The sequence below is a fragment of the Cellvibrio sp. PSBB006 genome (assembly GCF_002162135.1).
Classification (GTDB): domain Bacteria; phylum Pseudomonadota; class Gammaproteobacteria; order Pseudomonadales; family Cellvibrionaceae; genus Cellvibrio.
The window spans coordinates 677309-702358 of record NZ_CP021382.1; the positions used below are offsets into that span (position 1 = coordinate 677309).

General features: G+C 50.5%; 19 protein-coding genes. 7 read left to right on the top strand and 12 right to left on the bottom strand.

What is annotated here, in order from left to right; translation table 11 throughout:
- Positions 1 to 7: 7 nt before the first annotated feature.
- The 3 genes from CBR65_RS03085 to CBR65_RS03095 all read left to right on the top strand — a co-directional run bounded on the left by CBR65_RS03085 (position 8) and on the right by CBR65_RS03095 (position 5144).
- A complete protein-coding gene (locus tag CBR65_RS03085; RefSeq protein ID WP_232461336.1) occupies positions 8 to 1507 on the top strand; it encodes a sensor domain-containing diguanylate cyclase in 1500 nt (499 codons plus the stop codon).
- A 108-nt stretch (positions 1508 to 1615) separates the two neighbouring features.
- Positions 1616 to 4384, top strand: a complete 2769-nt coding sequence (locus CBR65_RS03090; RefSeq protein WP_087465485.1) for a DUF2339 domain-containing protein — start codon at positions 1616 to 1618, stop codon at positions 4382 to 4384.
- A 40-nt stretch (positions 4385 to 4424) separates the two neighbouring features.
- Positions 4425 to 5144, top strand: coding sequence for a DUF6445 family protein (locus CBR65_RS03095; protein WP_087465486.1), 720 nt, complete (start codon positions 4425 to 4427; stop codon positions 5142 to 5144).
- 69 nt (positions 5145 to 5213) lie between these two features.
- Here the strand turns inward: CBR65_RS03095 and CBR65_RS03100 are convergent, their stop codons facing one another.
- The 3 genes from CBR65_RS03100 to CBR65_RS03110 form a co-directional block, all read right to left on the bottom strand.
- Positions 5214 to 6545 (bottom strand): multicopper oxidase family protein, encoded by a 1332-nt coding sequence (locus CBR65_RS03100; protein WP_087465487.1) that lies wholly within the window; start codon positions 6543 to 6545, stop codon positions 5214 to 5216.
- Positions 6538 to 7950 carry a TolC family protein gene (locus CBR65_RS03105; protein ID WP_198300864.1) on the bottom strand — a complete coding sequence of 471 codons (1413 nt, stop codon included), beginning with the start codon at positions 7948 to 7950 and terminating at the stop codon, positions 6538 to 6540. The genes CBR65_RS03100 and CBR65_RS03105 overlap by 8 nt, the downstream gene beginning before the upstream one ends.
- Positions 7951 to 8044: 94 nt before the next feature.
- Entirely contained in the window at positions 8045 to 8413 is a 369-nt protein-coding gene (locus tag CBR65_RS03110) for a hypothetical protein (protein ID WP_157671954.1), read from the bottom strand.
- A gap of 182 nt (positions 8414 to 8595) precedes the next feature.
- On the opposite strand from CBR65_RS03110, the gene CBR65_RS03115 reads away from it, so the two are divergent.
- The 3 genes from CBR65_RS03115 (at position 8596) to CBR65_RS03125 (ending at position 10981) form a co-directional block, all read left to right on the top strand.
- Positions 8596 to 9573, top strand: a complete 978-nt coding sequence (locus CBR65_RS03115) for an HPP family protein (RefSeq protein WP_087465490.1) — start codon at positions 8596 to 8598, stop codon at positions 9571 to 9573.
- A 153-nt stretch (positions 9574 to 9726) separates the two neighbouring features.
- A complete protein-coding gene (locus tag CBR65_RS03120) occupies positions 9727 to 10542 on the top strand; it encodes a peptidylprolyl isomerase (RefSeq protein WP_087465491.1) in 816 nt (271 codons plus the stop codon).
- Positions 10543 to 10579: 37 nt separating this feature from the next.
- Positions 10580 to 10981 carry a hypothetical protein gene (locus CBR65_RS03125; RefSeq protein WP_087465492.1) on the top strand — a complete coding sequence of 134 codons (402 nt, stop codon included), beginning with the start codon at positions 10580 to 10582 and terminating at the stop codon, positions 10979 to 10981.
- Between the two features lie 49 nt (positions 10982 to 11030).
- Here the strand turns inward: CBR65_RS03125 and CBR65_RS03130 are convergent, their stop codons facing one another.
- Positions 11031 to 11456: a Dabb family protein gene (locus CBR65_RS03130; protein ID WP_232461337.1), complete on the bottom strand. Its 426-nt coding sequence runs from the start codon at positions 11454 to 11456 to the stop codon at positions 11031 to 11033.
- Positions 11457 to 11737: 281 nt separating this feature from the next.
- Here CBR65_RS03130 and CBR65_RS03135 point away from each other — a divergent pair, with 281 nt between their 5' ends.
- Positions 11738 to 12724 (top strand): right-handed parallel beta-helix repeat-containing protein, encoded by a 987-nt coding sequence (locus CBR65_RS03135; RefSeq protein WP_087465493.1) that lies wholly within the window; start codon positions 11738 to 11740, stop codon positions 12722 to 12724.
- An 11-nt stretch (positions 12725 to 12735) separates the two neighbouring features.
- Here the strand turns inward: CBR65_RS03135 and CBR65_RS03140 are convergent, their stop codons facing one another.
- The 8 genes from CBR65_RS03140 to CBR65_RS03175 all read right to left on the bottom strand — a co-directional run bounded on the left by CBR65_RS03140 (position 12736) and on the right by CBR65_RS03175 (position 24985).
- A complete protein-coding gene (locus CBR65_RS03140) occupies positions 12736 to 13422 on the bottom strand; it encodes a response regulator (RefSeq protein WP_087465494.1) in 687 nt (228 codons plus the stop codon).
- Positions 13419 to 14936: a DUF4118 domain-containing protein gene (locus CBR65_RS03145; RefSeq protein ID WP_232461338.1), complete on the bottom strand. Its 1518-nt coding sequence runs from the start codon at positions 14934 to 14936 to the stop codon at positions 13419 to 13421. The genes CBR65_RS03140 and CBR65_RS03145 overlap by 4 nt, the downstream gene beginning before the upstream one ends.
- Before the next feature lie 4 nt (positions 14937 to 14940).
- Positions 14941 to 16389, bottom strand: coding sequence for a TrkH family potassium uptake protein (locus tag CBR65_RS03150; RefSeq protein ID WP_087465495.1), 1449 nt, complete (start codon positions 16387 to 16389; stop codon positions 14941 to 14943).
- A 124-nt stretch (positions 16390 to 16513) separates the two neighbouring features.
- Positions 16514 to 19603, bottom strand: coding sequence for a glycoside hydrolase family 15 protein (locus CBR65_RS03155; RefSeq protein WP_087465496.1), 3090 nt, complete (start codon positions 19601 to 19603; stop codon positions 16514 to 16516).
- Positions 19604 to 19904: 301 nt separating this feature from the next.
- Positions 19905 to 20159 carry a hypothetical protein gene (locus CBR65_RS03160; protein WP_087465497.1) on the bottom strand — a complete coding sequence of 85 codons (255 nt, stop codon included), beginning with the start codon at positions 20157 to 20159 and terminating at the stop codon, positions 19905 to 19907.
- Complete coding sequence (locus tag CBR65_RS22220; RefSeq protein WP_198300865.1) at positions 20156 to 20767, bottom strand: tetratricopeptide repeat protein; 612 nt, start codon at positions 20765 to 20767, stop codon at positions 20156 to 20158. The genes CBR65_RS03160 and CBR65_RS22220 overlap by 4 nt, the downstream gene beginning before the upstream one ends.
- Complete coding sequence (locus CBR65_RS03170; protein WP_087465499.1) at positions 20757 to 23543, bottom strand: tetratricopeptide repeat protein; 2787 nt, start codon at positions 23541 to 23543, stop codon at positions 20757 to 20759. The genes CBR65_RS22220 and CBR65_RS03170 overlap by 11 nt, the downstream gene beginning before the upstream one ends.
- Positions 23540 to 24985, bottom strand: a complete 1446-nt coding sequence (locus tag CBR65_RS03175) for a hypothetical protein (protein ID WP_157671955.1) — start codon at positions 24983 to 24985, stop codon at positions 23540 to 23542. Before CBR65_RS03175 ends, CBR65_RS03170 begins: the two co-directional genes overlap by 4 nt.
- Positions 24986 to 25050 lie beyond the last annotated feature (65 nt).

Consider the following 25050-nt stretch of genomic DNA (forward strand, 5'->3'; position numbering starts at 1 on the left):
ACCCGCAGTGAGATTAAGCATCGGATTGGTGATTCTCACCTTGTCCATCCTGATTCTTGCCCAGGCGCTAGGGTTGGCGCCGGGCACCGAGCGGCAACAATTAAAGGTCAGGCAATCGCTGGCAGAAACCCTGGCGGTGCAGACCATCATGGCCATCAAACGCGGTGACATGCTGTTGTTGCAGGCGATGCTGGAGAATGTGATCGAGCGCAATCCGGACGTCAGGTCGATCGGTATTCGGCGCAATGATCAAGGTGTGGTAGCGCAAACGGCGCAACACGAGGAATTCTGGGATGATGCTTCCGCTGAAAATTCAACGCCGACACACATTCGCTTGCCGCTATTGATCAACGGTGAAAAGCGCGGCAACTTTGAAATTACTTTTCATCCACTAACCCACGAAGACAGCCCATTCCTCGGTCTGCCGAGTTTTGTTTTATTAATTATTTTTGTATCGGTAACAGGATTTGTCGGTTTCTGGTTGTATATCAAACGTGCGCTTCATCACCTTGATCCAAGTGCGGTCGTGCCGGCGCGGGTGAGGAATGCATTAAATATTCTGGCAGAAGGTGTGTTGATCCTCGATAAGCGTGAACAGATTGTGTTGGTGAATCACTCGCTCGCAGAAAAATTGCAACGCGATGAAAAAAGCCTGATCGGACGCAAAGCAAGTTCGTTAGGCTGGCAGCAGGATGAATCTGATAGTGCCGCCGCCTTACCCTGGTTGCAGGCGTTGTCATCGGGCCAAAAACAGGTAGGTGTCCGGTTAGAGCTGAAAACCCATGAGCAGGAAAAACAAATCTTCCGCGTGAACGCTGTTCCGATTCTGGATGACAAGGGCAACAGCCAGGGGACTATCGCCAGCTTTGACGATATCTCTGAACTGGAAGCAAAGAATCACCAATTGGAAGACATGGTTAAGGCATTGGCAGCCACGCAACTGTCGATTGAAAACAAAAACCGCGAACTTAAATACCTTGCGTCGCGCGATCCGCTAACCGATTGTTATAACCGTCGTTCGTTGTTTGACTATCTGGCAGCCTCCTTTGATAAAGCGCGCTCAAGTCACGCTGAATATGCTTGCATCATGACTGACATTGATCACTTCAAACGGGTCAACGATACCCACGGTCACGGTGTGGGCGATGAAGTCATCAAGATGGTTGCCAATACCATTCGCGAGGTGATTCGCGAAGGCGATATTCTGGCGCGATTTGGTGGTGAGGAGTTCTGCATTATCCTGCCGGGCGCGCCCATATCCCAGGCGAATTTGATTGCTAATCGCTGCCGGGAAAAAATTGCGGCGCAGTTGTGTCAGGGAATCAAGGTGACCTCCAGCTTCGGTATTTCATCTGTTCGGCTGGGCGCGCAAACGCCTAATGAGCTGATTCACCAGGCTGACGAAGCCTTGTACCACTCCAAGGAACAAGGGCGTAATTGCGTGAGCAACTGGCAACCGACGATGCGCATTGTCAATAAAACTGCCGATAATCAACAAGCATTTTGACGCGCTGCACAAACGCCTTGCTGTTCATGGACAATGGTCCTGTAGCCGATTATTCTGCGCTCTGAATCTTGCGACAAGCGATGAATAACGATAAGGGAAGCTATTTTCATGAACATCACCATTGTGCTGACGCTGGTTGGAATCATCCTGGGGGCGATTAGCCTCGGTTACGGCGGTTGGCTTGCCGGTGGTGTGATCGGTTATCTTGCGGGCCAACTCAAAAATTTATCTGATCGGCATAAACAGCTCGAACGCGAGGTGGTGCAGCTCAAACAATCTTCAACGCCGGCTACCTCTGTGCCGGTGCAACCCCTTGCCGAACCGGTTCAAACACCATTCCCGGCATCAACAACCGCAGCAGAAAAACCGCTGGTTGCAACAACGCAAAAAGCGCCTGCTCAATCCAACACAGCAGTGGTACCGAACTCGCCATCGCCTCTGGCTGCGTCGCCACAAACGGATACTCCACCGCAAACTGTGGCCGCTCTGGCTCAAGCTCGGCAGCAAACACACCCGGCAAAACCAGATCCGTTCGATAAAGTGGCGCACGCGATTCGCCGGTTTTTTACCGAAGGCAATGTCATTGTGCGCATTGGTATGGTGGTCATGTTTTTCGGGCTAAGTTTTTTGGTCAAGTACGCTTCCAACCAGGGATTGCTGCCCATTGAATTGCGATTGACCGCCGTTGCTGCGGTGGCCATCGCTTTAATTGTTTTGGGTTGGAAAACCCGCAACCGGGCAGGGGGCTATGGTTTGGTATTGCAAGGCGGCGGTGTGGCTGCGCTTTATCTGACGATCTTTGCAGCGACCAAAATTTATACCTTGATGCCATCGGCGTTTGCCTTTGCTCTGATGTTAGTCGTGGTGATCTTTGGGGTATTTTTGTCGGTGCTGCAAAACGCCCAGATTCTTGCCCTGATGGCAACCGCTGGTGGATTTCTCGCGCCCATTCTCACCTCTGACGGTTCCGGCAATCATGTTGCCTTGTTTACATTTTATTTAATCTTAAACCTGGGCATTCTGGCGGTGGCCTGGTTTAAAACCTGGCGGACCCTGAATTGGGTGGGCTTTATATTTACGTTTATGATTTCTGTGGTGTGGGGTGTATTGCGTTATGAACCGCAGCTCTACGCCAGTACCCAGCCGTTTCTGTTGGCTTTCTTTCTGCTTTATTTGGCACTGTCTGTTTTGTTTTCACTCAAGCAACCGCCGAAACTTACCGGCCTGGTGGACGGCACGCTGATCTTTGGTTTACCGCTGGTTGCCTTTGGTTTGCAGGCGGAATTGTTGCATCACACAGAATATGGTTTGGCCATCAGCGCGGTGATATTGGCAATGATTTACGGTGTGGTTGCGCGCTGGCTGTGGGTTAAACATAAATCCACACAGCAATTATTGATTGATTCATTTACTGCGCTGGCGGTGGGTTTTGCAACCCTTGCCATTCCCTTGGCGATGGGTGCCGCCTGGACCTCGGCATCCTGGGCGCTTGAAGCGATCGGATTAATCTGGATTGGGTTGCGACAAGGTCGGTTGTTGTCGCGGGTTGCAGGTTACCTGTTGCATATAGCAGCGGCGGTTACCTTGCTGAGCCGAGGTGAATTGACAACCGGGTACATTCCATTGTTGATCGGCGATTTTATTAATCTGTTTGTACTCGCTGCCTCGGCGTTGTTGATTGCCTGGTTGTTATATCGCCACCTTGATGCTCTGTTGAAAGATGAGAAGTATCTGGAATTAATCGCCATGTTGATCGGCTGGGGTTGGTGGTTGATCGCAGGTATCAACGAAATAGCGGCACACGTTAGCGAGCCATATTTATTTGCGACGACTATTTTATTTTTCGCGCTGTCAACCTTAGCCATGTTATTGCTCAGTCGCCTGGTGCACTGGCAATCACTCACGCGAACAGGTTTTTGGTTGTTGCCGCTAACTGCACTCTCGGCCGGTGTTTACCATGGCTGGTCGGTACTGGAATCAATGGCATTTCATCCTGCGCAAGGTTTTGGCTGGATGGCATTGTTGGTATTTGTTGCAGTACAGTATCGTTTTCTCTGGCGGAGCAGGGCGGATTCACGCTCAAGCTTACTCAGTATTTACCATGTGGCGACGGCGTGGTTTCTGTTGTGTTTATTGTTTTGGGAAGCAAGTTGGTTGCAGCAGCAAAACAATTGGCAGGATACTGCGGCCGCGGTTTTATGGTTCGTCTGTTTTGCCTTGCCGGTGGTTGTGCTGATAAAACTGAATGGAAAAACCATCTGGCCGTTTACGACTTACGCCAATGATTACCGCCATATCATTCCCGCGCCGTTATTATTTTTATTGCTGTTGTGGTTTATCAAAGTCAGTACCTTTGCGGGCACTGTGCCGTTTGTGTATGTGCCCATCCTGAATCCAGTTGACCTGGCGCAGTTGGCCGCTATCCTGCTGCTCTTCTGGTCATTCAAAGCCAATCTGGTTAATCTTGCCCAAGCCACCGCTGATATTCGCCATGGCTTGATCGCAGGCGCCGGGTTTGTCTGGGTTAATCTTGTGCTCTTGCGTGCAATTCACCATTATGGTGAAGTTGCCTACGAAATTCCGGCTTTATGGGATTCCGCCAAGGTGCAGATGGCGCTCTCTATTTTATGGGTTATTTGCGCGTTGATTGTGATGAACCTGTCGCGGCGCATGCAGGATCGCCACTGGTGGATTGCCGGTGCTGCACTGCTGGGACTGGTGGTATTGAAGTTATTCACCAAGGACCTTACCGATAGCGGAACACTCGCACGGGTTGTGTCGTTTATGGTGGTCGGTGCAGTGATGTTGCTGATCGGCTACCTATCGCCGATACCGGCAAAAACCACCACGAATGCACCCGACCATCCCTCGGCATAGAGCGGGTAATACATTTTTCATTAATTTGTTTTAAATATTTATGCAATCGAACACTTTACAACTACATCCGGATATCACCAACCTGGTGCTGAACGTGGGTGATGAGAAAACGCCGGTGATTATCATCGATAATTTTCTCGCCAATCTTGACGCGTTTGTTGATTCAGTTTGCGCACATGTTGATTTCGATGCGGAGAAGCAAACCTACTATCCCGGTTTCAGGGCGAAAATCGGTGAGGATTATTGTCGGCTGGTGGTCAATACCCTGGGGAGGCATTTGTTCAAAGTCTTTGCTGTTCCTGAACATCACCGCCTGGTTCTGGACGGCGCTTACTACTCGTTGGTAGCGACGCCGCCGGAGCAATTATTACCCGCCCAGTGCCGGCCCCATTGTGATACCGCTATGCCTTATTATCTGGCGATCATGCAGTATCTGTCGCCAGGTGAGCACGGCGGTACCGGTTTTTTTAAACATAAACAAACCGGTTTTGAGCGCATAACGCCAGAGCGAAAAAATCAATACAGTCAATCGGTGGCGGAGTTTGATCAGCTGCATGGCAATCCGCCGCAAAGTTACATCACCGCAAGCAATGACCAATTCGAGTTGATGGGCAGTGTCGAATACCGGCCCAATCGCATGATTATTTATCCCGGTAATCTCTTGCATTCAGGCTTGATTAATCCTGCAGCCGATATCGACAAAAATCCGCGTACTGGCAGATTAACGGCAAATATTTTTTTAAATTTTTTACCGCGATAGTTGCACCGCTGATATTCCCGTTAAAAAACGACGCAAAACCTACACGGCACAAAACTCGGCTACTGGGTTTTACACCGGAATATCCCCCGGCACATCATCCACTTTTTGCGCGAGCGTTCCTTCCGGCGGCGAATACCAACCCGGATCGCCATCCAGTTGGTCGCGCACTTTGACCAGGGTGAACATGCCGCCCATCTCCAGTTTGCCGTAACGGCCTTCGCCCATCATCATCGGCAGGGTATTTTCCGGTCCGGGCATATGGCCCATGTCTGTATGCACCTGATGTTCTGCCATGCCGTGTTCGCCCATGGGCATATAATCGGGCAGTACTTTTTTTAATAACGCTTCCGGCTGCTTAACGCCGAGCATATTCGGCACGCCGTGACCCATCGCGTTCATAGTGTGGTGGCTCATGTGGCAGTGAAACGCCCAGTCGCCGGGAACGGCGGTAAATTCCAGGTCGCGGGTCTGGCCGACGCCGACGATCTCGGTGACTTCCTTGCGCCATTGGTTCTCCGGCCAACGACCGCCGTCGGAACCGGTCACATCGAACTGCACACCGTGCAGGTGAATCGGGTGATTCCACATCGATAAATTGCCCACCCGAATACGCACACGCTCCCCGGTTTGCGCCACCATGGCGTCAATAAACGGAAACACTTTGCTGTTCATGGTCCACAAATCAAATTCGGTCATGACACTGGGGTCGGGGCGATAGGTGCCAGGGTGCACAGCCCAGTTGTGCAGCAGGATGGCGTAGTCGCGATCCACCGCCGGTTCGGTCGGCGTCTTGGGGTGGATGATAAACATGCCCATCATGCCCAGCGCCATCTGTACCATTTCATCGGCGTGGGGATGGTACATATGAGTGCCGTGCTGTTGCAGGGTAAATTCGTACATAAAGGTTTCGCCGGGTTTGATCGGCGGTTGCGTCAGGCCGCTGATACCGTCCATGCCCCAGGGCAACAAGATGCCGTGCCAGTGCACGCTGGTGTGTTCCGGTAATTTGTTGGTGACATAAATTCGCACCCGGTCACCTTCCACCGCCTCCAGCGTCGGGCCGGGGGTGCTGCCGTTGTAACCCCAGGCTTTGATGGTCGTACCCGGCGCAAACTCGTGCTCCACTTCCTCAGCAATCAAATGAAATTCCTTTACCCCGTTATTTAGTCGGTAGGGCAAGGTGCGGGCATTCGGTGTAATGACCGGCCGATAACCCTGGGCAGTCACGTCTGCTTTGGTTGTTGCCACACTAGCCAACTGTTCGGGTTTTGCGGTGGCCTGCTGGTTGTGGTGTTGATGGTGACTGTGATCTTCAACGGCCTGAGCTGAGCCTGGGCGGGTGAGGCTTCCCACCAGCAGCCCGGCGGCGCTGCCAACTAATAAGTCGCGTCGATTAATCATGATGATGGTCTCCGTGGTGTTCGTTCTGAGGCTCACTCGGTCTGGCGGGGGGCGTATCGCCCGCTGGCTCGGCAAATGGCAGGTTCTTGCCAACGGCGAGTATCAAGGCTGTGCGTGCTTGCCAATAGTGTTTGGTCGCTTCGATATCCTCGGCGGCCAAGCGGATTTGCTGCTGTTTGAGCGCCAATAAATCAAACGGGCTGGCCAACATGAAGTTCACCTCTCGCTGGCTTTCCTTTACCTGTTCGTGGGCGGTTTTTTGCAAGGCTATTACCTCCTGATGAGCCTGGCGGGCATCGTCCAGTTGGCGCAATGCGAGGGCGATCTCGTATTCGGTCTTGCGTAGTAGATGCGCTTCTTGCGCGCGAGCTGCATCGCTCTCGGCACTGAGCCGATCGAGTTTTGCCTGACCGCGATCAAACAGCGGTAAGCCAAACTCCACTTCCGGCCCGGCATTGATAGTCCCATCAAATTCCCGTTCGACGTTTATCCCGGCAGTAATATCGGCCCAGCGGCTGCGAGTAATCAGCGGGCGCTGACCGGCGAGAAAATCCTGCTGCCGACGAATGAGTGCTAACTCGGGACGGTGTTGTTGAGCCTGGATCAGCAAGTCTGTTGCGACAAAGTGCTCCTCAGGAATGTTCGGCAATTGCTCTGGCAAATCAAACGCCTGCTGTGGTTGCAATCCCAACAGGTAGGCCAGTTGTAAACGGCTGGTGTCCGCTGCTAACCGGGCTTGCCGGATCTCCTGGCTGATCTGCTGCATGGAACCTTGATGTTGCAGAAAACTGGCTGGCGACAAATTGCCGGCAGTGCGCATCGCTTGCGCGAGAGCGTAGGCAGCATCATTGGCTTGTTGATATTGCTCGGCGATCGCCAGCTGTTCCTGTGCGGCAACTGCGGCAAAGTACGCAGACTGAAGTTCGTGGATTGCCTCATCGAGACGCCCTTGCAATGTCAATTGTTGCTGAGCCAGCTCCGCATCCGCCAGGTCTATGCGTAACGAGCGGGTCAGCAGGTCGAGCAGGGATTGGCTCAGCCCCAGGTCCAGTTGCCAGCGTCCGCCGCCTTCCGGGCGCAGGGCGCCCACTGCAAAATGTGGATTGGCAATCAACTCGGCCTGCGCCCGTCGGGCATTGGCGATGCCCAGCTCGGCCAGTAGCATTTCAATGCGCGGGGCGTTTAATAACATCAATTGCGTGGCGGTCTGCGGCGTTAATGGCTGATGTAGCAACTGTTCAACCACCGCATCGCGTTGCGCAACACGTAACTGCAAATCCGGATGGCGGCTTGCCAGTTGGTGTTCAAGGTTCACCGCACTTTCATTTGACGGCGCCCAGCTTGCGCAGGCGCCCAACGTCATGGCCGCCATCACCAGGGCGGCTTTGTGGATCAGATTGTTCATTTTCATTGCCTGTCAGTCTGCCGGCCGAAGGTCATCCGGCCGGAAAGTCACACGAACATGCCGACGCTGGACGTCGGTAATGAGTTGTGGGTGATCAGGTGAATCTGGGTGGGCGATGTGGATTGTCGAGCAGGACAGAATGCAAGGAAGGGGTAGGGAGGCGGTTGTAATGTGTCGGTAAGACCGTCGGCGCCGGCAAGCTTTGCGGCAACAGGACGGCGCTGTTGAAGTGACAGGAGATCTGGCAGTGGTAACACGTATTCTGGCTGTCCGCTGCAGAGGCGAGGTCTTCAGATGTTTGCTCCGCACCGCCACAGCCCTGGTGAACAGCTTGCTTGCCTTGCGGTGCAGTGGCGTTATCCAGCCAATGACAGGGCAGCCACAGCCCGGCGGCGGCTTGCATAGGCAGCCACAGGCACAAGAGTGCCACGAGCAGTGTATGAGGTCGCGATAGGGATTTCATGTTATGCCGGGTTGCTCACTGAAAGACGCGCTCATCATAAACCTTGCCCTCGGGGAAAGGTCAACCCCCGCAGCCTTAAAGATTGTGATGGTCAAGAATCATGTTGGCCAGGATTGCAGTTGGCGCCGCCAGCCCTTAGGATGCTGCCCCTTGTTGGTGCAAACAGATGTGGAAGATCCTGCATGACTTTTAAATCACTGCTCCATGAATGTCGGCTATTGCTGGGCGTCGAACGCAATACCACCAGTCACGGCGAAAAATTGATATCGGCGTTGGGCGCGGTACTGGGTATCCTCGCGGTCTACTGGATTACGCGCTGGACCTTTCCCCATGGGTACATGAGTTCCGCCGGGAATTTTCTGATGGTGACGTCTATGGGAGCCAGTGCGGTGTTGTTGTTTGCGGTACCTCACGGCGCCTTGTCCCAGCCCTGGGCGGTTGTCGGTGGCCACCTGATTTCGGCGTTGATCGGTGTAACCTGCCATCAACTATTTCCCTATCAAGCCTGGACTGGCGCGTTGGCTGTGGGTTTGGCCGTGGGTGCCATGCATTATTTGCGTTGTATCCATCCGCCCGGTGGTGCTACCGCCCTGGCGGCAGTGATCGGCGGTGCGGAAGTCTATGCCTTGGGCTATCACTATCTGGTGATGCCGATATTGATCAATGTGGTAGCGATCATCGGTATGGCGCTGGTGTTTAACGGGTTATTTGCCTGGCGTCGTTACCCCGCGCATCTTGCGCGCAAGCACAAAGCGGCGATCTCCACCAAGCCCGCCGAGCGGCAATTTGAACTAACGCATGAAGACTTTGCCGCTGCCATGCAGGAACTGGATTCTTACGTGGACGTAACTGCGGAAGGTTTGACCGAACTCCTGGAGTTGGCCAAACAACATGCCGAGAAAAATATTACGCACCCCGATGAAATTATCGCCGGCCATTTTTACAGCAACGGAAAACTGGGCAACCTGTGGAGTGTACGACAAGTGATCGACGCATCGGGCGAACAAAAAAATGCGGCCAAAGATCAGGTTATTTACAAGGTATTAGCTGGCGCTGGCTCCTATGAAACCGGTATTTGTCGGCGCGATGAATTTCAGCAGTGGGCGCGATTCGAGGTTGTCCAGCAACAGGGGCGCTGGGTAAAAATAGATGAAGATTGATGAATATCCGCAGTAAAGACGTTAATTTTTTTGTTGCACCGCTGTTACAAATTACTACAAATTTATTCTGGGGAGAGAAAATTTTCCACGCTACCATGCCCGTGTTTCAACAAGCTGCCAATGCCCAGCATAACACGAGGTCTAAAGCGAATAATGAACGGGAAAATTTTCAGTGCAGGTTTTAAACACTATTCAACGATAAGTGTATTGGCCATCGGCCTTATGGGGGCTGTATGTGCCCATGCCACTACCGTGCAATTTCAAACTGTCATGGGTGATTTTGAAGTTAACCTGTTTGACAAAACCACACCCAAGACCGTTGAAAATTTCCTCAAATACGTCGAGGAAGGTGCGTTTGAAGACACCATTATCCATCGTTCGGTTCCGGATTTTATTGTGCAAGGTGGTGGTTATAACTACCCGGGTACTCTGCCGCTGAAAGCAGTGACTTCACATGCTGCTGTTGTTAATGAACCTGTTTATTCCAACCGTCGTGGCACTATCGCCATGGCCAAAGTCGGTAATAATCCGAACAGTGCCACCAACCAATGGTTTTTTAATCTCAAGGATAATAGCGGTAACCTGGATCGTCAGAACGGCGGTTTCACCGTTTTCGGTCAGGTAACCGGTAACGGCATGGCTATTATTGATGCGATGGCCGCCGTGAGCCGCTTTAATAAAGGCGGTGCATTAAATGAAATACCCTTGCGTAATTACACCACCGAGGATCATGAAGATGATGTCAAAGTAACAGACGAGCACTTTGTGATGATTCAGAATATCGTCGTACTCGATGAAAGCCCCGATACTGCGGACGGTTTGAATCCGGTAAAAAATACGTCATCAGATGATGACGACGACAATGATTCCGGCGGTGGTGGTGGCAGCATCGGCTTTTTGACTATACTACTGCTTGGCTTCCTGGCGGCAGCTCGCAAGATGCTTGTGCGGAGGCGTCAGGTTTCATAGCACGCTTTCATAAAGCGACACAGGAACAGGAGCGGTAATGATTACGTATTTCTATTGGGCTGTTGTCATCGCGTTAGCAATGGGTGTTTTGTGGTTGCTGGGCCGATTGAATAAATGGAAAGCGGGATTCATTGCCGCATTGATCATACTGCTTGTCGGATGGGCAGCGTACTTTTTCCACTTTGAACAAGTCTTTGTTAAACGCTACGGCGGTGTTATGTCCATCAACGTGCCGGATGGCCAGATGCATATCACCGCGACCTGGAAAGATGACAACCTCTGGATCGAAAATTACGATCCCCAAACCAATACCTGCCATTTCAATGAATATTCCAAGGGAAATTTGTTGCAGGGCAAGGTGGTAATCAAAAACTGCAATCCTTTCCGTATCCAGGCTCAAAACCAGGCCGGTTCCGCCGTGCCGGTCATCAGCGAATAAAAATAAAGCGAGGTGGTTTCCCGCCTCGCTTTATTTTTTAGCAAATTATTTACACCGCAATAGAATCGTAGACCACCACCTTGCGCCACAGGTGTGCATGCTCATCAATAAATTTTTGATGCAGAGGATGGGCCTGATAAATGTTCTGGCCCTCCACATCATCAAAACACAACATCTCTGATACCTGATAACTGTTGTCTACCACATCGCGCTTTTCGGTGGATGCCGGTATACCGACATGGATCGCTCGTACCGTTTCGATGGCGCCCAGCGCTTTGATACCGGCAATCAGTTTTGCCTGGTCCTCTTTGGAATCCGGATTCTTTAACCAGAAAAATACTTTGTGAATAAGCTTGGGTAATTCAGGTTGGGCCTTGGGTTTTTCCGCCTTGAGATTAAGCGAAGCGGTCGCCGCCACACCCAAGAGTGCTGTGCCGGCCAGAAATTGTCGACGATTGCTATGATCCATAGCCATGATTCCCCTGTGGTATTGATCAGAAATAAGTGAAGCTTCGTAAAATTACAGTGATAGTGCTAACAAGCAATCATTTTTACGGAAAATTACGGTTCCGGGAGTAGGTTGAGTCAGGGTACCAGACCCCTTATTGCAAATAACCCAAATGGCAGCATCAGCCATTCGCTGGAACATTTTTTTCTATCGCGCGCATTTATTCATCACGGTTATTTTTTCGCACTATGCTTACACCAGCAGTAAGAATAATAGACCAGCAGTAAGAATAATAGGAGAGTAACAACGTGATTCGCTATTCATGGCTAGCCCTTGCCTGTGTTATCGGTGCCTTTGTCGGCACCACCCAGGCGGCGATAGTAAAAGGTAAACATTGCGCCGCAATACAAAAGACCATCAATCAATTACCCGCCGTGGGCGGTGAAGTTCGTATACCGGATGGGATTTATCTCTGTCATAAACCGATTGTGATTGATCGCGATAATGTCAGCCTGCGCGGTGAAGGTGCTGGTACGGTACTGCGCCTGGCCGATGGTGCCAATGCACCGGTTATCGTTATGGGGCAGTCCATCGCCATTCCTGATACCAGGCGACGGAATATTGTGATCAGTGATTTGTTGATCGACGGTAACCGTCAAAACCAGACATCTGAATGTATGGGTGGACCTTGTAGCGAAGCTTTCCCTCTGCGCAACAATGGCATCTCAATTCGCCATTGTTTTGATTGCCGCGTGGAGCGTGTGACCGTACACAGTGCCAGCTCTGGTGGTCTCGTCACTGAACTGACCAGTCGCCGACTGACCATCCGGGATTACACCTCCTACAATAACGAATTCGATGGCTTGGCCGGTTACGAGACGGAAGAGAGTTTATTCAGCGGGATTCATCTTTATGATAATGAGGCCGCTGGTTTTTCGTTTGATATCCAGTTCAACAATAATGTCTTTAACGATGTACTGATTACCAACAGCGGCAGCGTGGGCATCTTTATGCGCGACTCGTTTGACAACCTGTTTAGCAACGTACAGATACTCAACAGCAAACAGCACGGTATTTTTTTGGCTCAGGTAGACGATGATGCATCCAAACCGGCAGCGGGTAATAGCTTTACCGGGTTGGTTGTCGCGCGCGCCGGTGGTTACGGTGTCGTGGCCAATGACGCATCCTGCACCAATACCTTATTAACCGGTGCGCAGCTGATTGATAACAACGCCGGTTGTATTTACGAAGCTACGCCGGCATTGGTTGCCAACCTGGGGACGATTTGTCGTTAAGTCGAATGGGGTTAATCCATCAGCGGCAGAAACCGGTAACCCACGCCGGGTTCAGTTTCGATGTAGCGCGGCGCGCTGGGATCATCGCCCAGCTTGGTACGTAAACGTCCGATAAAGATACGCAGATAATGCGTATCTTCCACATGGGATTTCCCCCAAATTTCTTTCAGTAATTGTTGTTGAGTCACGATATGTCCGGCGTGATTCATCAACATTCTGAGTACATCGAATTCCTTACGCGATAATTTAACTTGTTCATTCTGGATAACGAGTTTTCGTTCCTGCAAATTGATGTAAACACGTTCATCTTGATAAATCGCGGTAGGTGTTATCTGTTTGCCGTAGAGCTTAAGCAGCGAGCGCATACGCGCAAGTAATTCCTGTATGCCGAAAGGTTTCACTACGTAATCATTGGCACCATTATCCAGCGCATGTACTTTTTCAGATTCGCGACTGCGCACAGACAACACTATGACAGGTTGTTGATAAAAATCCCTCAGTTGCAGTAATACCTCCTGGCCATCCATGTCCGGCAAACCGAGGTCAAGAATCACCAGTTGCGGCGCCTCCAGAGCAGCTAAAGCCAGTCCCTGTTGGCCTGACTCTGCTTCGATGATCTGATACCCTTGCGCGCTCAATCCGATGTGAAGAAAACGGCGTATCTGCGGTTCATCATCAATAATTAAAATCTTGCTCATGTCTTTTCCTTTGCCTCTTCCACAGGAAGTTCAATCCTCACACAGCAACCCCGTTGAAGAGTATTTGTCATATTCGGATTGTCATGGATCGACACCTTGCCACCGTGTGCGGCGATCATCCCGCGGCAGATTGTCAAACCGAGGCCGCTACCTGATTTGCGTCGGTCACCTTGCCCTGCGGTATGAAAACGCTCAAAGACTTTTTCTTTTTCCAAATCGTCGATACCTGAACCAGAATCACAAACACTGATCACAATTCGGTGCGCTTCCAGGATGCCATTCAGCTTAACAGCTGAGCCTTGGGGAGAAAACTTTACCGCGTTATCGAGTACGTTGAACAGAGCCTGCTCAATCAGCGCGGCGTGTACGTAAAGCAACGGCAGTTGTGGTGCCAGGTTGATCGACAACGTGTGTTCTTGCAGCAGGGGAGTTAAACGCTTTTTAACAACACTCACAATTTCTGCAACGCTGATCCAATGCCGCTCCAGCCGGAGTTCACCAAAACCCAGTCGCGTCATGTCCAATAAATTTTGGGTGTAACGGTTCAGACGTTGAGCCTCTTCCAGGACCGTAGCAAGTAACTCGCGCGTCTGGGATTTAGTTAAGTCATCACCCATTTCAAGCAGGGTGGATGCTGCACCGATCATGGCTGTCAGCGGTGTGCGAAAATCATGGGATACCGACGATAACAATGCAGAACGTAATAATTCATTCTCTTTAGCCATGCGTTCCTGTGCCAGGTCGCTCACCAGGCGAATGCGCTCAAGGGACTGGTTTACCTGGCGTTGCAGCAGTGTAAAGAACTCACGCTCCAACGGCGTCTCCTTCCATTCCGGCAGTTGTATAAACGCTAAAATCCGTTTCGTGTTATGCAGAAAATACCCGCCCAGCTCACGCTCCAGGTTGATCAATTGATCCTGAATATCGCGCGACATTTTTGCCTTGAACAACGCAATAAGCTTTGCAGTTTGCGTATCATCGACATGAAAAGGTGAACTGTTTTGCTGTAAATGCTCGGCGTAAACAATGTGATACCGGGTATTCCATGCGTTAACCGCATGTTCGAGCGCTGCCATGACTTGCTCAACATCAATGGCTTTGGACAAATGTTCAAGCATATCGAGTTCAATGCGGCTCATGGCTTCACGGCGCTGTATTTCGTCGGTATTTAGCTTGAGCTTTGCCGCCAGGTGGCCGACGACCAAGGCTGTAACCAGAAAGAAGGTGACACTCAGTATGTCTTCACGATGGGTGATGAGCAGGGAACCATAGGGTTCGGTAAAAAAGTAATTAAATGCCAGGAATCCTGAAACAGCACTGATCAATGTCAGACGCAGGGTAAATTTCGTGGCGATAAAAATGACCACTAATAAATACAACAAGGCGAGATTAGCTTTGGGCATAAAGCTGGCGATGGCAAAGGCTACCGGCGTGATTAGCCAGGGAAGAAACAGGGCCAGTGCCAGCCCGGCTTTATATAACATGGGATGCAATGTTTTAGTGATAATCTTCATAACATTAATTTTTCCAGAAAGCTTTGGAAAATATCACCAGCAATGTTAAAAATTCCAATCGGCCCAGGAGCATCCCAACGGCTAATGCCCATTTTGCCATGTCACTGAGCGGTTCAAAATTACCAGCAGGGCCAATGATAGTGCCTAATCCCGGGCCGACATTTGTCAGAGCGGTGGCGGCACCGGTAATACTGGTGACAAGGTCAAGCCCGGTAGCGGCAAGTATGGCAGAGATCATGACCCAGGAAAGTGCCATCATTAAAATAAACGCAACCGACGATGAGATAATTTCCGGGCTGACCAGGCGATTATTGTAACGATGGCGAACCACGGCGCGCGGATGAATCGCCGTTGTAAATTGACCCTTCACCATGCCCGCAAGCAATTGCAAGCGAAATATTTTTAACCCGCCGCTGGTTGACCCGGAACAACCGCCGATAAAGGTACAAAAGAAAAACACTAACACAGCCAGCGGTCCCCAGAGTTGATAATCTGTCGATGCGTATCCGCAGGTGGTGATAACGGAAACCAGATTAAAGGTCGTGACAGTAATCGCGTTAAATATCGAAGCGCCTTCACGCCACAGTGGTATAGCGAGCACTATGGCAGTAACAGCAACAATTAATAATAAACCACGCACTTGGGAGTCTTTTAATAGCAGGAATTTGCCGTGCATAAACCAGCGAACAAATAATACAAAGGGCATGGCACCCAGAAGCATAAAAATAATGGAAACCCAATGGCTGGCAAGATTGCTAAATTGCCCGAAGGAACTGTCAGATGTGGAGTAACCGCCGGTGGAGACCGTGGTCATTGCATGGTTGATGGCATTGAACCAATCCATGCCGGTCAGTCGATAACTCACCATGCACAGCAGCGATAAACAGACATAACAATACACCATGGCCTTGATCAGACTATGGGCGCGGGGCGTGGCTTTTTCGGACCAATCCGATGATTCGGTTTTAAACAAACGCATGCCGCCAACGCGCAAGAAGGGCAACACAGCCACAGCCATACCAATGACGCCGATACCACCCATCCATTGCAATAATGATCGCCACAACAGCAGGTCTGGCGCCATGTTATCCAATCCAATCAATACCGTAGAGCCCGTGGTGGTGACGCCGGAGACAGACTCAAAAAACGCATTGGTAAACGTGAGCGGCTGTTTAACCAACAGAAAAGGCAAACAACCGAATGCTGAAACACTTAACCAGGCGGCTGATGTGGTTAGGAATACCTGGCGCGGCACAATATTATTAACATTGGCGCGATGACCGATAACCAACGCGCAGATACCGGCGCAGCACGTTATGGCAGCAGAGAGGAAGAAAGGTAATTGATCACCGGTATCCAGGATGCTTGCCAGAGCAAGCGGCCATAGCATAAAAAACGCCTGGATATTCAGAATAACGCCCAGGATGAGCCACATCGGACCAAAGAGTTTCATAACGGCAACGCGTTTGCAAAGGGAAACACATGGTACGAATGCGGCGCATAAAAAAGCTATGTCGGTTCCTGGTCAGCGCGTAAATTTTGAGTAAACAATTCTGTGGACGGTGAAGAAACCGGTGCTAATACGGCTGGGTAATGTCCGCGTAAACCAAGGTTACATACAGGTTGAACACGTGGGGTGACTGGCGCATCAGTGCATCCAGATCGCGACCAAACGGTGGTTGTTTATCCTTGTGTTCAGCGGCAAAACGCTTTGCCGCTTTTTCCAATACCTCACTGAATGCCAGCGGTTGATTAAAACGCACTTGTGGATTATTGATACAAAATTGCGTGTACGCATAGAGCGCTTCCACAACAGCACTCTTGTAATAAGCCGGGTGGAGCTGGTGGGTCAAGTGATCAATCAGGTGAGCAAAGCTGGCTTCTCCCGGCGTCATGGAGCTGCGGATAATTTCACAGTCCAGTACAAAGTCAGCACAGTTGGCATCACCAAAAATAAGCTTGGGCGTAAACATCAGGCTGTGCCAGATATCGCGCAGGAAGCTGTCATCAAAGTGAGTAATCAGCCCGCGTGCGATACGCCATTCCAGCCAGTCCGTATCGACCGCATTAGCCATGCTATCGTGCAGAATGTCTTGCTCGTGAAAGATTTTATAGGGCGCAACATGGTTGACACCCTGGGCAAAGACCCGCTTGCGTGAAACCAGAATGCTTTCCAGTTTGCGCAACAGCTTGCACGGCGATTGCAAACCCAGCCACTCGTGCATGGAGACATCATCGGCATCACCTTTGTCCATGGCATATAACATGATGAAATTGCGTAATTGAATGGAACGCAAGCCATCAAACAGTTTAGGCTCAATGCGAATCAAATAGCCGATCGCCGACAACAGTTCCAACACCAAGGTGCGCTCCAGCGGATCGGGGAAGATATGCTGCACATTGTCAAAGAAGCTTTTGTTGGAAAAGGATTGATCCACCTTGATTTCGGTAAAGTTCTTGTCGCCTACGATAATGGAAAGATTGCGCGCAGCGATCAGCGTGAGGCTGTCCGATAATTCATTTAATGAATAGTTCAATTGGCCGAAGCACATACGAGCGATCAACCAAAAGTTGTTTTTCTCGGCACGGCGATAGACTTCCTTAAGAAAATCTTTCAGCAGGACCAATTGGCCATCTCTGGCAATATTGTCGGTCAGTGACAAGTCTTTAATAAATTGCGTCAGGCGACGATAAGTGATGATTTCGCTTTGCTGGTAGAATTCATCGAGCAGTTTTTTGGCCGGCGCGCGCAAGAATTCGCTGCTGACATGCACTTCATGCTCATGGACTTTCTGTAATGACTGGGTGCTGACGGAATGCACCTGGAGATGCGGCACACTTAAATGATTAACGCGCGAGGCGCGGTAGGCGAGGTTGGCCGAGGCGTAGCCGATGTAGTCATGTTTGCTGCGTAATTGCAGTTCCTGCAAGGTCGCAAATAACTCTTCCACGTTGGGAATATGCGCCAGGTGTTGATCAATTAACAACGTAAATACAGCGACTTCGGGGCTTAACCAATGCTTGTAGATATGTGCGATTTCTTCAGTGATGATCTGGCTCATCAGATGCGCATCGTACATACGGTAATCTTCCCGTTCACTTTGAATGGAAGACAGACAGAGGTACACCTTGTTATTAATTTCATAGGTCTGGGACGTTGCCAGGCTTTGCAGGCGACGGCGTGGCCGGCCGGTCAATCCGAGCGATTTATTTTCCCCAACATGGGCATAGACTTCGGTTAATGCGGGTGCCGATGCTACCGCCATGGGTTTGATATCCTGCAAACTTTCGGCGATCACGCCGTGCCGGGCGAGATGCTGTTTAACTTCGTCATTTTCCGCGAGCACCACCAACGCAATTTGCGATTTGATAAATTTGGTGGAGCGCCGCCGCATCTTTAACGGATCAAGGTCATCACTGCGCAGCAGACCTTCATCCATCATCAAACCCGTGAGGTATAAACTCTGGGCCCACACCAGCGGCACGTTATCGTTGGGTAAACGTTTTTGTGAGCGGGGATTTTTCTTTTCAGCAGCAATACTGTCGAACGGCACGTAATAGAGTTCGGGCAAGAGGCCGAAACCATCGCGGAACACCAACAGTGACTCCAGTTTCTGCCGGTAGTATTTCGCTGTAGTGAGCGTTCCATCAAAGAGCGCATTGATATACAGATAGGTATAAAACAACGGCCATTCGGATTCAATATGCTCAAAATTTGCTAATTCGGAATGTTCGTAATAGATGCGCGAACTTTCTTCCAGCATGGTTTGGTGACCATCCCACAGGAAACGCTTACAACCGTAATTGCCACCCAATTTGGTGAGGATAGCGTCGCGGGTTTGGGTGGCGAGGGTTTCTTTACCGACGGCAAAAGCTGGAAAACCGATAATACTTAACAGCGCACTGTCCGACTCTTTCGAGAGCGATTCCCGCGGTAGTAATGACGCCAGGGTGCTGCGCGCCAAAGCAACGGCGTCGGCAATCACGTGAATCGTTGCGCGCTTGTTGGCGTGCTCGCCAAACAGGTTAAAACCATCCAATGCCTGCAAAGCTGCTTTTGCCATGCCCACCGAACTGGCATTGATTTCGGTGCGCCCATTGTTGATCTTATTACCGCGCTCCCAGATACCGTAATCCGGCGTGCGATACGCGCTGGAGATGTAGTAAACCAGGTTTTGTACAAAATCCACTTCATCGGGCGTGCAAACAATGCGCAGGCCGGAACAGGTCATTTGCGCAAGCATGAGTAAGTAAAGTGACGTCGCATCAATCTGCAAATGACCCCAGGCATCGTCCGCCACCACTGGCAAACCGCTGGCTGTGTCGTATTTGGCATGGAGCGCGTCGTTATTGCTCAAACTGTACTTGAAGGCTTCCACCTTATTTGCCTGACGCATCATGGATTGCAACAGGCCGCGCATCAGTTTGACGGTGGCTTGCTCAAGCAAGTCGCTTTTGCTGGATTCCCCCTGGCGCCGAAATGCCACGCTTAAGCCCCAGACGGAGATAACGGAATAAACGTTATCGCGCACCCAGGCATCGGTGTAGTTGCCGTGGTTATTGACTGCTGTACTGGCGGGAAGTAAGCCGGTGACGGGGTGTTGTCGACTGATAATAACGGTGTCGATTTCGCGAAATAACTGCTCTAGCAAATGGGCGTGCTTCATACTAACTCATGAACTCTGTGTTATTCGGAAGTCCGGGCCAGAAAAATGGCTGCGGCCTTGGTTATAGTAGCCCAGCTTATTTGATGTGTTGATGAATCTCTGTTGTTTTAGCAGCAAAATTCACGCCCGAAACCTCCAGTGACAGGGCAGTCGGGGCTTTGTTCATTTGCTGAGCGATATGGAGAAATTCCATCACAAGAATGTGACTTTGCGCGTCCGCCTCGGCGCTAGAGTGGTTAACGAAACGGCAAACGTGTGACTGGCGTGCACTGAATGGGTGCGACGACTGGCGTTGCTTATCTCATTCTCCCAGCTCTGATTCTTGTTGCATCTGTGCCGGTACGACGGGGCTGTACAACTCGCCAAAAAAATCATGGAGGACCAGTTTTTGTTCGGCATCCTTTGTGGTTTCCATATCTTTCCAGGGCACTACATACAGAATTTGCGGGAGCTCCTGATTTCCCTTGATGCGCGTGGTTTCCAGCTCAATACGATCCTCAGCTGACCAGGCGGGCAGGGTGAATACCATAAGTGCAGTTATCAGGCTGTATCTCATCCTTCACCTCGACGTTTCAGTGTCAATTTCAGTTCCTCTACCCAGGCGGTAGTGGCTTTGTCTTCCTGTTTGATCAGGGCCAGGTACTGTTGATAATGCTCCACCGCGCGACCAATATCCTGATAAAAAATGTCGCATAGCAACGCCAGGTTGTAATGCGCCTCGGCAAAATGCTTGTTGAGCTTCAAGGCTGTTTGGTAATGCTTATTCGCAGCGGTGTAATCCCCTTGGTCGACCGCAATTAATCCAGCCAGGTTGTATATCTCAGGAATCTTGTTGTTAACGTCTTGTGCCTGGTCCAGAGTAACTTTGGCTTCATCCAGCTCGCCATTCTTGTAGTAGGCAATAGCCAGATTGAGCCAAATACCAGGCTGCCCCGGGTGTGCCTGGGTAAGTTTTTTAAGGCTATTAATCGCTTTGCCTGCCTCACCTTCCTCGATACGTGCTACGGCGCTTTGGTAGTTTTTAGCTTCGGCTGGTGTCAGGGTGGTCGGAAGCGCGCTGGTTGAGTCCGGGGTTTTTTCCGAGGGCGATTGGGTGGCACAACCCGCCAGAACCAATAACGTCAAACCGAACCACCATTGGCTCTTCAGTGGATTAAATATCATGGCGATAAACCTCCAGTTTACCCTTGCGGTCGTAGCGCACCGGGAAGAGCACCACCAACGCCTTACGGCTTTCACTGATCCACTCGCTACGGGTTCCATCTTTTGTGCGGGCCAGATTGATTTCGTAAAACTCGATGGCCTTTTCCTCGAACGGAAACGCCTGGTCCTCAATAAGAATATTGTATTGCTCCAACTGGTCACCGGTAAGGTGTTTTGGTCGCTCTGAGTCGAGCAGGGCGCTGGCGAAATGCTGGTAGATCTGACCGATAGCATAGGTTGATTCGGTCGTGATCTCTGGGTGGCTGTACACAGAGGCCTGACCATAGAGTGCGATGGCATCCTGCATTAACTTTTTCTTGATACGCAGGTTTTCTGTTAAGGGTTCTACCAAACGGCGAGCTGCAAATTGCTGGTGTTTTTGTTTTGCCAGATCCAGCGTGATGCGCGATGCAATAAAATTGGTGCGTTCCGTTTTATTATTCTTGCTGGCTTGTTTATCTGCCAATGCAATTTTCTCTTGCCAGAAAACCACCTTATCCTGTTCCCGTGTTTTTTCATAAAGCTGGGTTAATTTGTACATAGCTTCCATGTATTGCGGATACGGACGAGTGTAGGTATTGGCGTAAGTGCGATAGGAGCGAATAGCCGCCTCGTGATTGTTTTTAGACTCATACAGTTCTGCCGCCTGCCAGAGTGCCGCCATCTTCACATCCTGATTGTCTTCCTGGGCAGAAATCTGCTCAAACGCCTGCGCCGCTTTTGCCCCGTCACCAGCTTTTAAATACGCTGTCGACAACTGCCGGGTCGCATCTTTATTTAAAGCGTGTTTGGGAAATAATTGCTGGAATTGCTGAATGTAACCAATAGCGCCTTGCCATTGTTCATGTTTCATCGATAACGCAATGGCTTCATAGAGTGATGTCGGCGCTATCTCTGATGCCGGCACACGTTGCGCTACGCGCGCGTAATCCTGAATGCCGTCAGCCAAACGATTTTCTTTGATATTCAATTCCGCCTGCTGATAAATCGCCAATGCCAGGTTATCGCTGATGCGTCGTTGTTGTTCCCGGCCAAGTGGTTGATCAAGCAAGTCGGCAAAGATGGTTTCTGCTTCTTTATGTTGTGCCAGTTTAAGATAAGCAAGACCTTTCAGCAGATTTGCCTCGTAGAGGGTGCCTTCAGCGGCACTGTCGGGTAGTGTGTTAGCTAATGCAATGGTTTCGGTATAACGCTGATGATTAAAGGCCAGCTCCGCTGCGTGCAGAGCCACTTTTTGATAGCGCGGCTCGGTCTGGTAGAGCTGTGCCGAGGTCAATGCATATTGAATATGCTTGTCCAACCATAGCGGATTGTTTTTGTCTGTCTCGTACAATTTATCGGACAGGACGATAGTTGCATAGGCGGCTTCCTTGTTCAGCACAATATCACCGTCATACGCGGCCAGGGCGAAGTAGTGAATGGCATCCTGATGACGGTTTTCTGCAGCGAGTAACTCTGCATACAGTGTGTAAACCTTATCCTGTTGCGCGTAGGCCGTGTAGTGTTGCAGATAACGTTGATACCAGTTGTTCGCCTGGGCAAAGGCCGCCGCTTTTTTGGATTGTTGATAATCCTCCTGATGCCAGGCCGCCACCTGCAATAGATGGTTGCGCAGCGAGTCCGCAACTATTTTTTGCTCAGCGGCATTATCCGCAGTTTGCCAGTAGCTGCTGTCCGGTTGAAAACGGTTGTAAACAACCTCCATGGTTTCCTGAAAGCGTGTCTTGAATTTGCCGAGTTTCCAGATGTCGATCTGTTGCAAATACGCGCGCGGCACTTTGGGCGAGTTGGGGTTGGCAGAAATAAATTCTTGCAAGGTTTCCGCTGCGTCAGAATAGCGCTCCTGCTTCAGGTAAATGTCACTGATAACCTTGTAGGTGTGATAGAGATACTGAAAATCAGCCTCGTCGGAAAAATAGTCTTGCAGAATCTCCGTGCTATCGAGGTTAGCAAAGGCTAAACCGATAGCGCGAAAGTATTCGTCAAACTGATCTTTTTCACTGCTGGAGAGTGCATCAACATCGCCAAATTTATGATGCTTAAGTGCCGCAAGGTAATCGTCTGCCGCTTCAAGATAGAGCGCCTGCTTGTAACGTGCCCAGCCCCGTTTGAATAACGATCGCTCATAGAAAACGTCACCTACTGACGTGAAAATAGCTTCTGTGTAGGCATCTTCAGCGGTGATGTAATCGCCCTGAATAAAAGCATTTTCGCCAATGCGGAATTGGGCTTCGGCGTAATAGGGCGAGGCGGGGTAGGTTGCACACAATCGCTCAAGTGCCGCAAGGGACTCTTCGTGATGGCCAAGCTGATCATGGGTGCGAGCGAGCTGGTACAGGGTTTTATCGTTACCTTTGGCATCGGGATATTCACGCAACGAGGTTTCCAGCAGGCTCAGTGTTTTCTCCAAGGACTCCCGGTAAATACGGTCTTCGACGTCCGCCTGATCCTGAGTGTTTTTTACCAGGTCGTTGATACGTTTCATCTCCAACTCTGCCAGGCGATTAATGGCAGAGAGTCGCGACTTGTCATCAGCCGGCGCGGATTTAATGTAATTGTAATAAGCTTCCTTGATTTCCTCTTCGCTTTTCGGTTTAACAAAAACCTCGTTTTGTTCGACATTGTCACCCTGCACATCCAGCAGGCGCAGTGTTTCTTCCGGCTGCTGGGTGCTACATGCATGCAAGGTCAACAGCCCGGGTATCAGGAATAAAAAATAAGTAATGTTACGCATCATTGGGTATCAAATAGTCGGGCCAGGCCAAAGCGCGATTGGCTGAGGTAGCTGTCAATAACGGTGCGTTTTTTGTCGAGTAGCGCGCGCACTTGTTCAAGATAGGTTTGGTTCAACCGACTAGCCAAGGCATCAACAGCCTTGTCTGTGCTGGTTGACAGCGGCTGTGTTTGCAAAAAGCTGAGTAGTTGTCGCCTGGTGTTTAGCGCTTGTAATGTCGGGTGATCGCGCAATTCTGCCTGCAAAACATCTCGCTGTTCCGGTGAGAGTTGTGCCGGATTCGCCATATTCCTGGACAGCGTGTTGTACAAATTCACCTGTTGTTCATAGTAGGTAATGGCTTCGGTATAGCTGGCGGATGCCGTTTTATTTTGTTTGAGCTGAACCAGAGAGAATGCACTTAACAGATAAGATTCAGCCACAGAGATATCATGCTCATCTTTCTTTTTTAAATGATTGAATGCGTTGAGTGCACCGATAAAATCTTCCTGATGCAGCGCGGCTACACCTAGTCCCAATAACGCGCGATTTGCGTAGCCGCTGTTTAAGTGCACATGACGGAAGCTCTCCCGTGCATCGCGATAAAACCCATGCTGTATTTGGGAAAACCCCAGCAGTGTGTACAAACGGTTTGCCATTTCATCTTTCGATGGCCCCACTTCAAGCGCATCTTTTATTGCAATGTGTGCATCGGTCCACCAGTCCTGGCGGATATATGCCACTGCCGTGTTAAGTTGAGCGATACGGTACTGTTCGGATTCCGGCTTTAACCGCGAGAAATATTCCACTGCCTTGCGGTGTTTTTTCTGATGCTGCAAGGCTGCCCCCATAATGATCTGGGCTTCATCAGCTTCCTTTTGCGACAAGGCATTGTTGATGTCAATTGCTTTTAACTCAGCGTAGGCATCTTGCCATTGGTGCGAGGACGCCAGATAGCGCGCGTACTCAAATTTGAGTCGTGCTTCTGCGTATTCATCACCGCTGCGTGCCGCCAACGCCAACAGATTTGTTGCCAACCCCGTTGCCTGGTGTTTGAACAGCAAGCGACCCAGAGTGGCGACCGATTTATCGCTGATATTATGTTGGACCAGCGGTATATTGGCTGCAATCAACAGAATAACCTGTGTGCTGTTGCCTGCCTCATCTGCGCGCGAAGTTTGACGCACCAATGCTGCGATATTTTTTTTATCGAGTACTAAGGTAGGATTCTTATTTGCCAGTTCCTGAAACGCGCTGGCACTGATGCGCTGATAGTCATTATCCAGCGCTATCACTGCTGCGGTTTCTTGTGCTGACGATGCATGAGCCGGTAACCACCAGCAGATTACCAATAGATAGACGATGACACGCAACAATGATTTAAGCGGCTGGTAGCGGATGCCAGTAGGAAAAACGAATTGGCGGTGGTTGTTCACGCCGCGTCCGTGGGTGTGATTGATTAACATAAGGGCACAAATAAACAGTAGCTGTAGAGGATAGTCATTAACGGTTGCATGCAGTTGGGTTACAG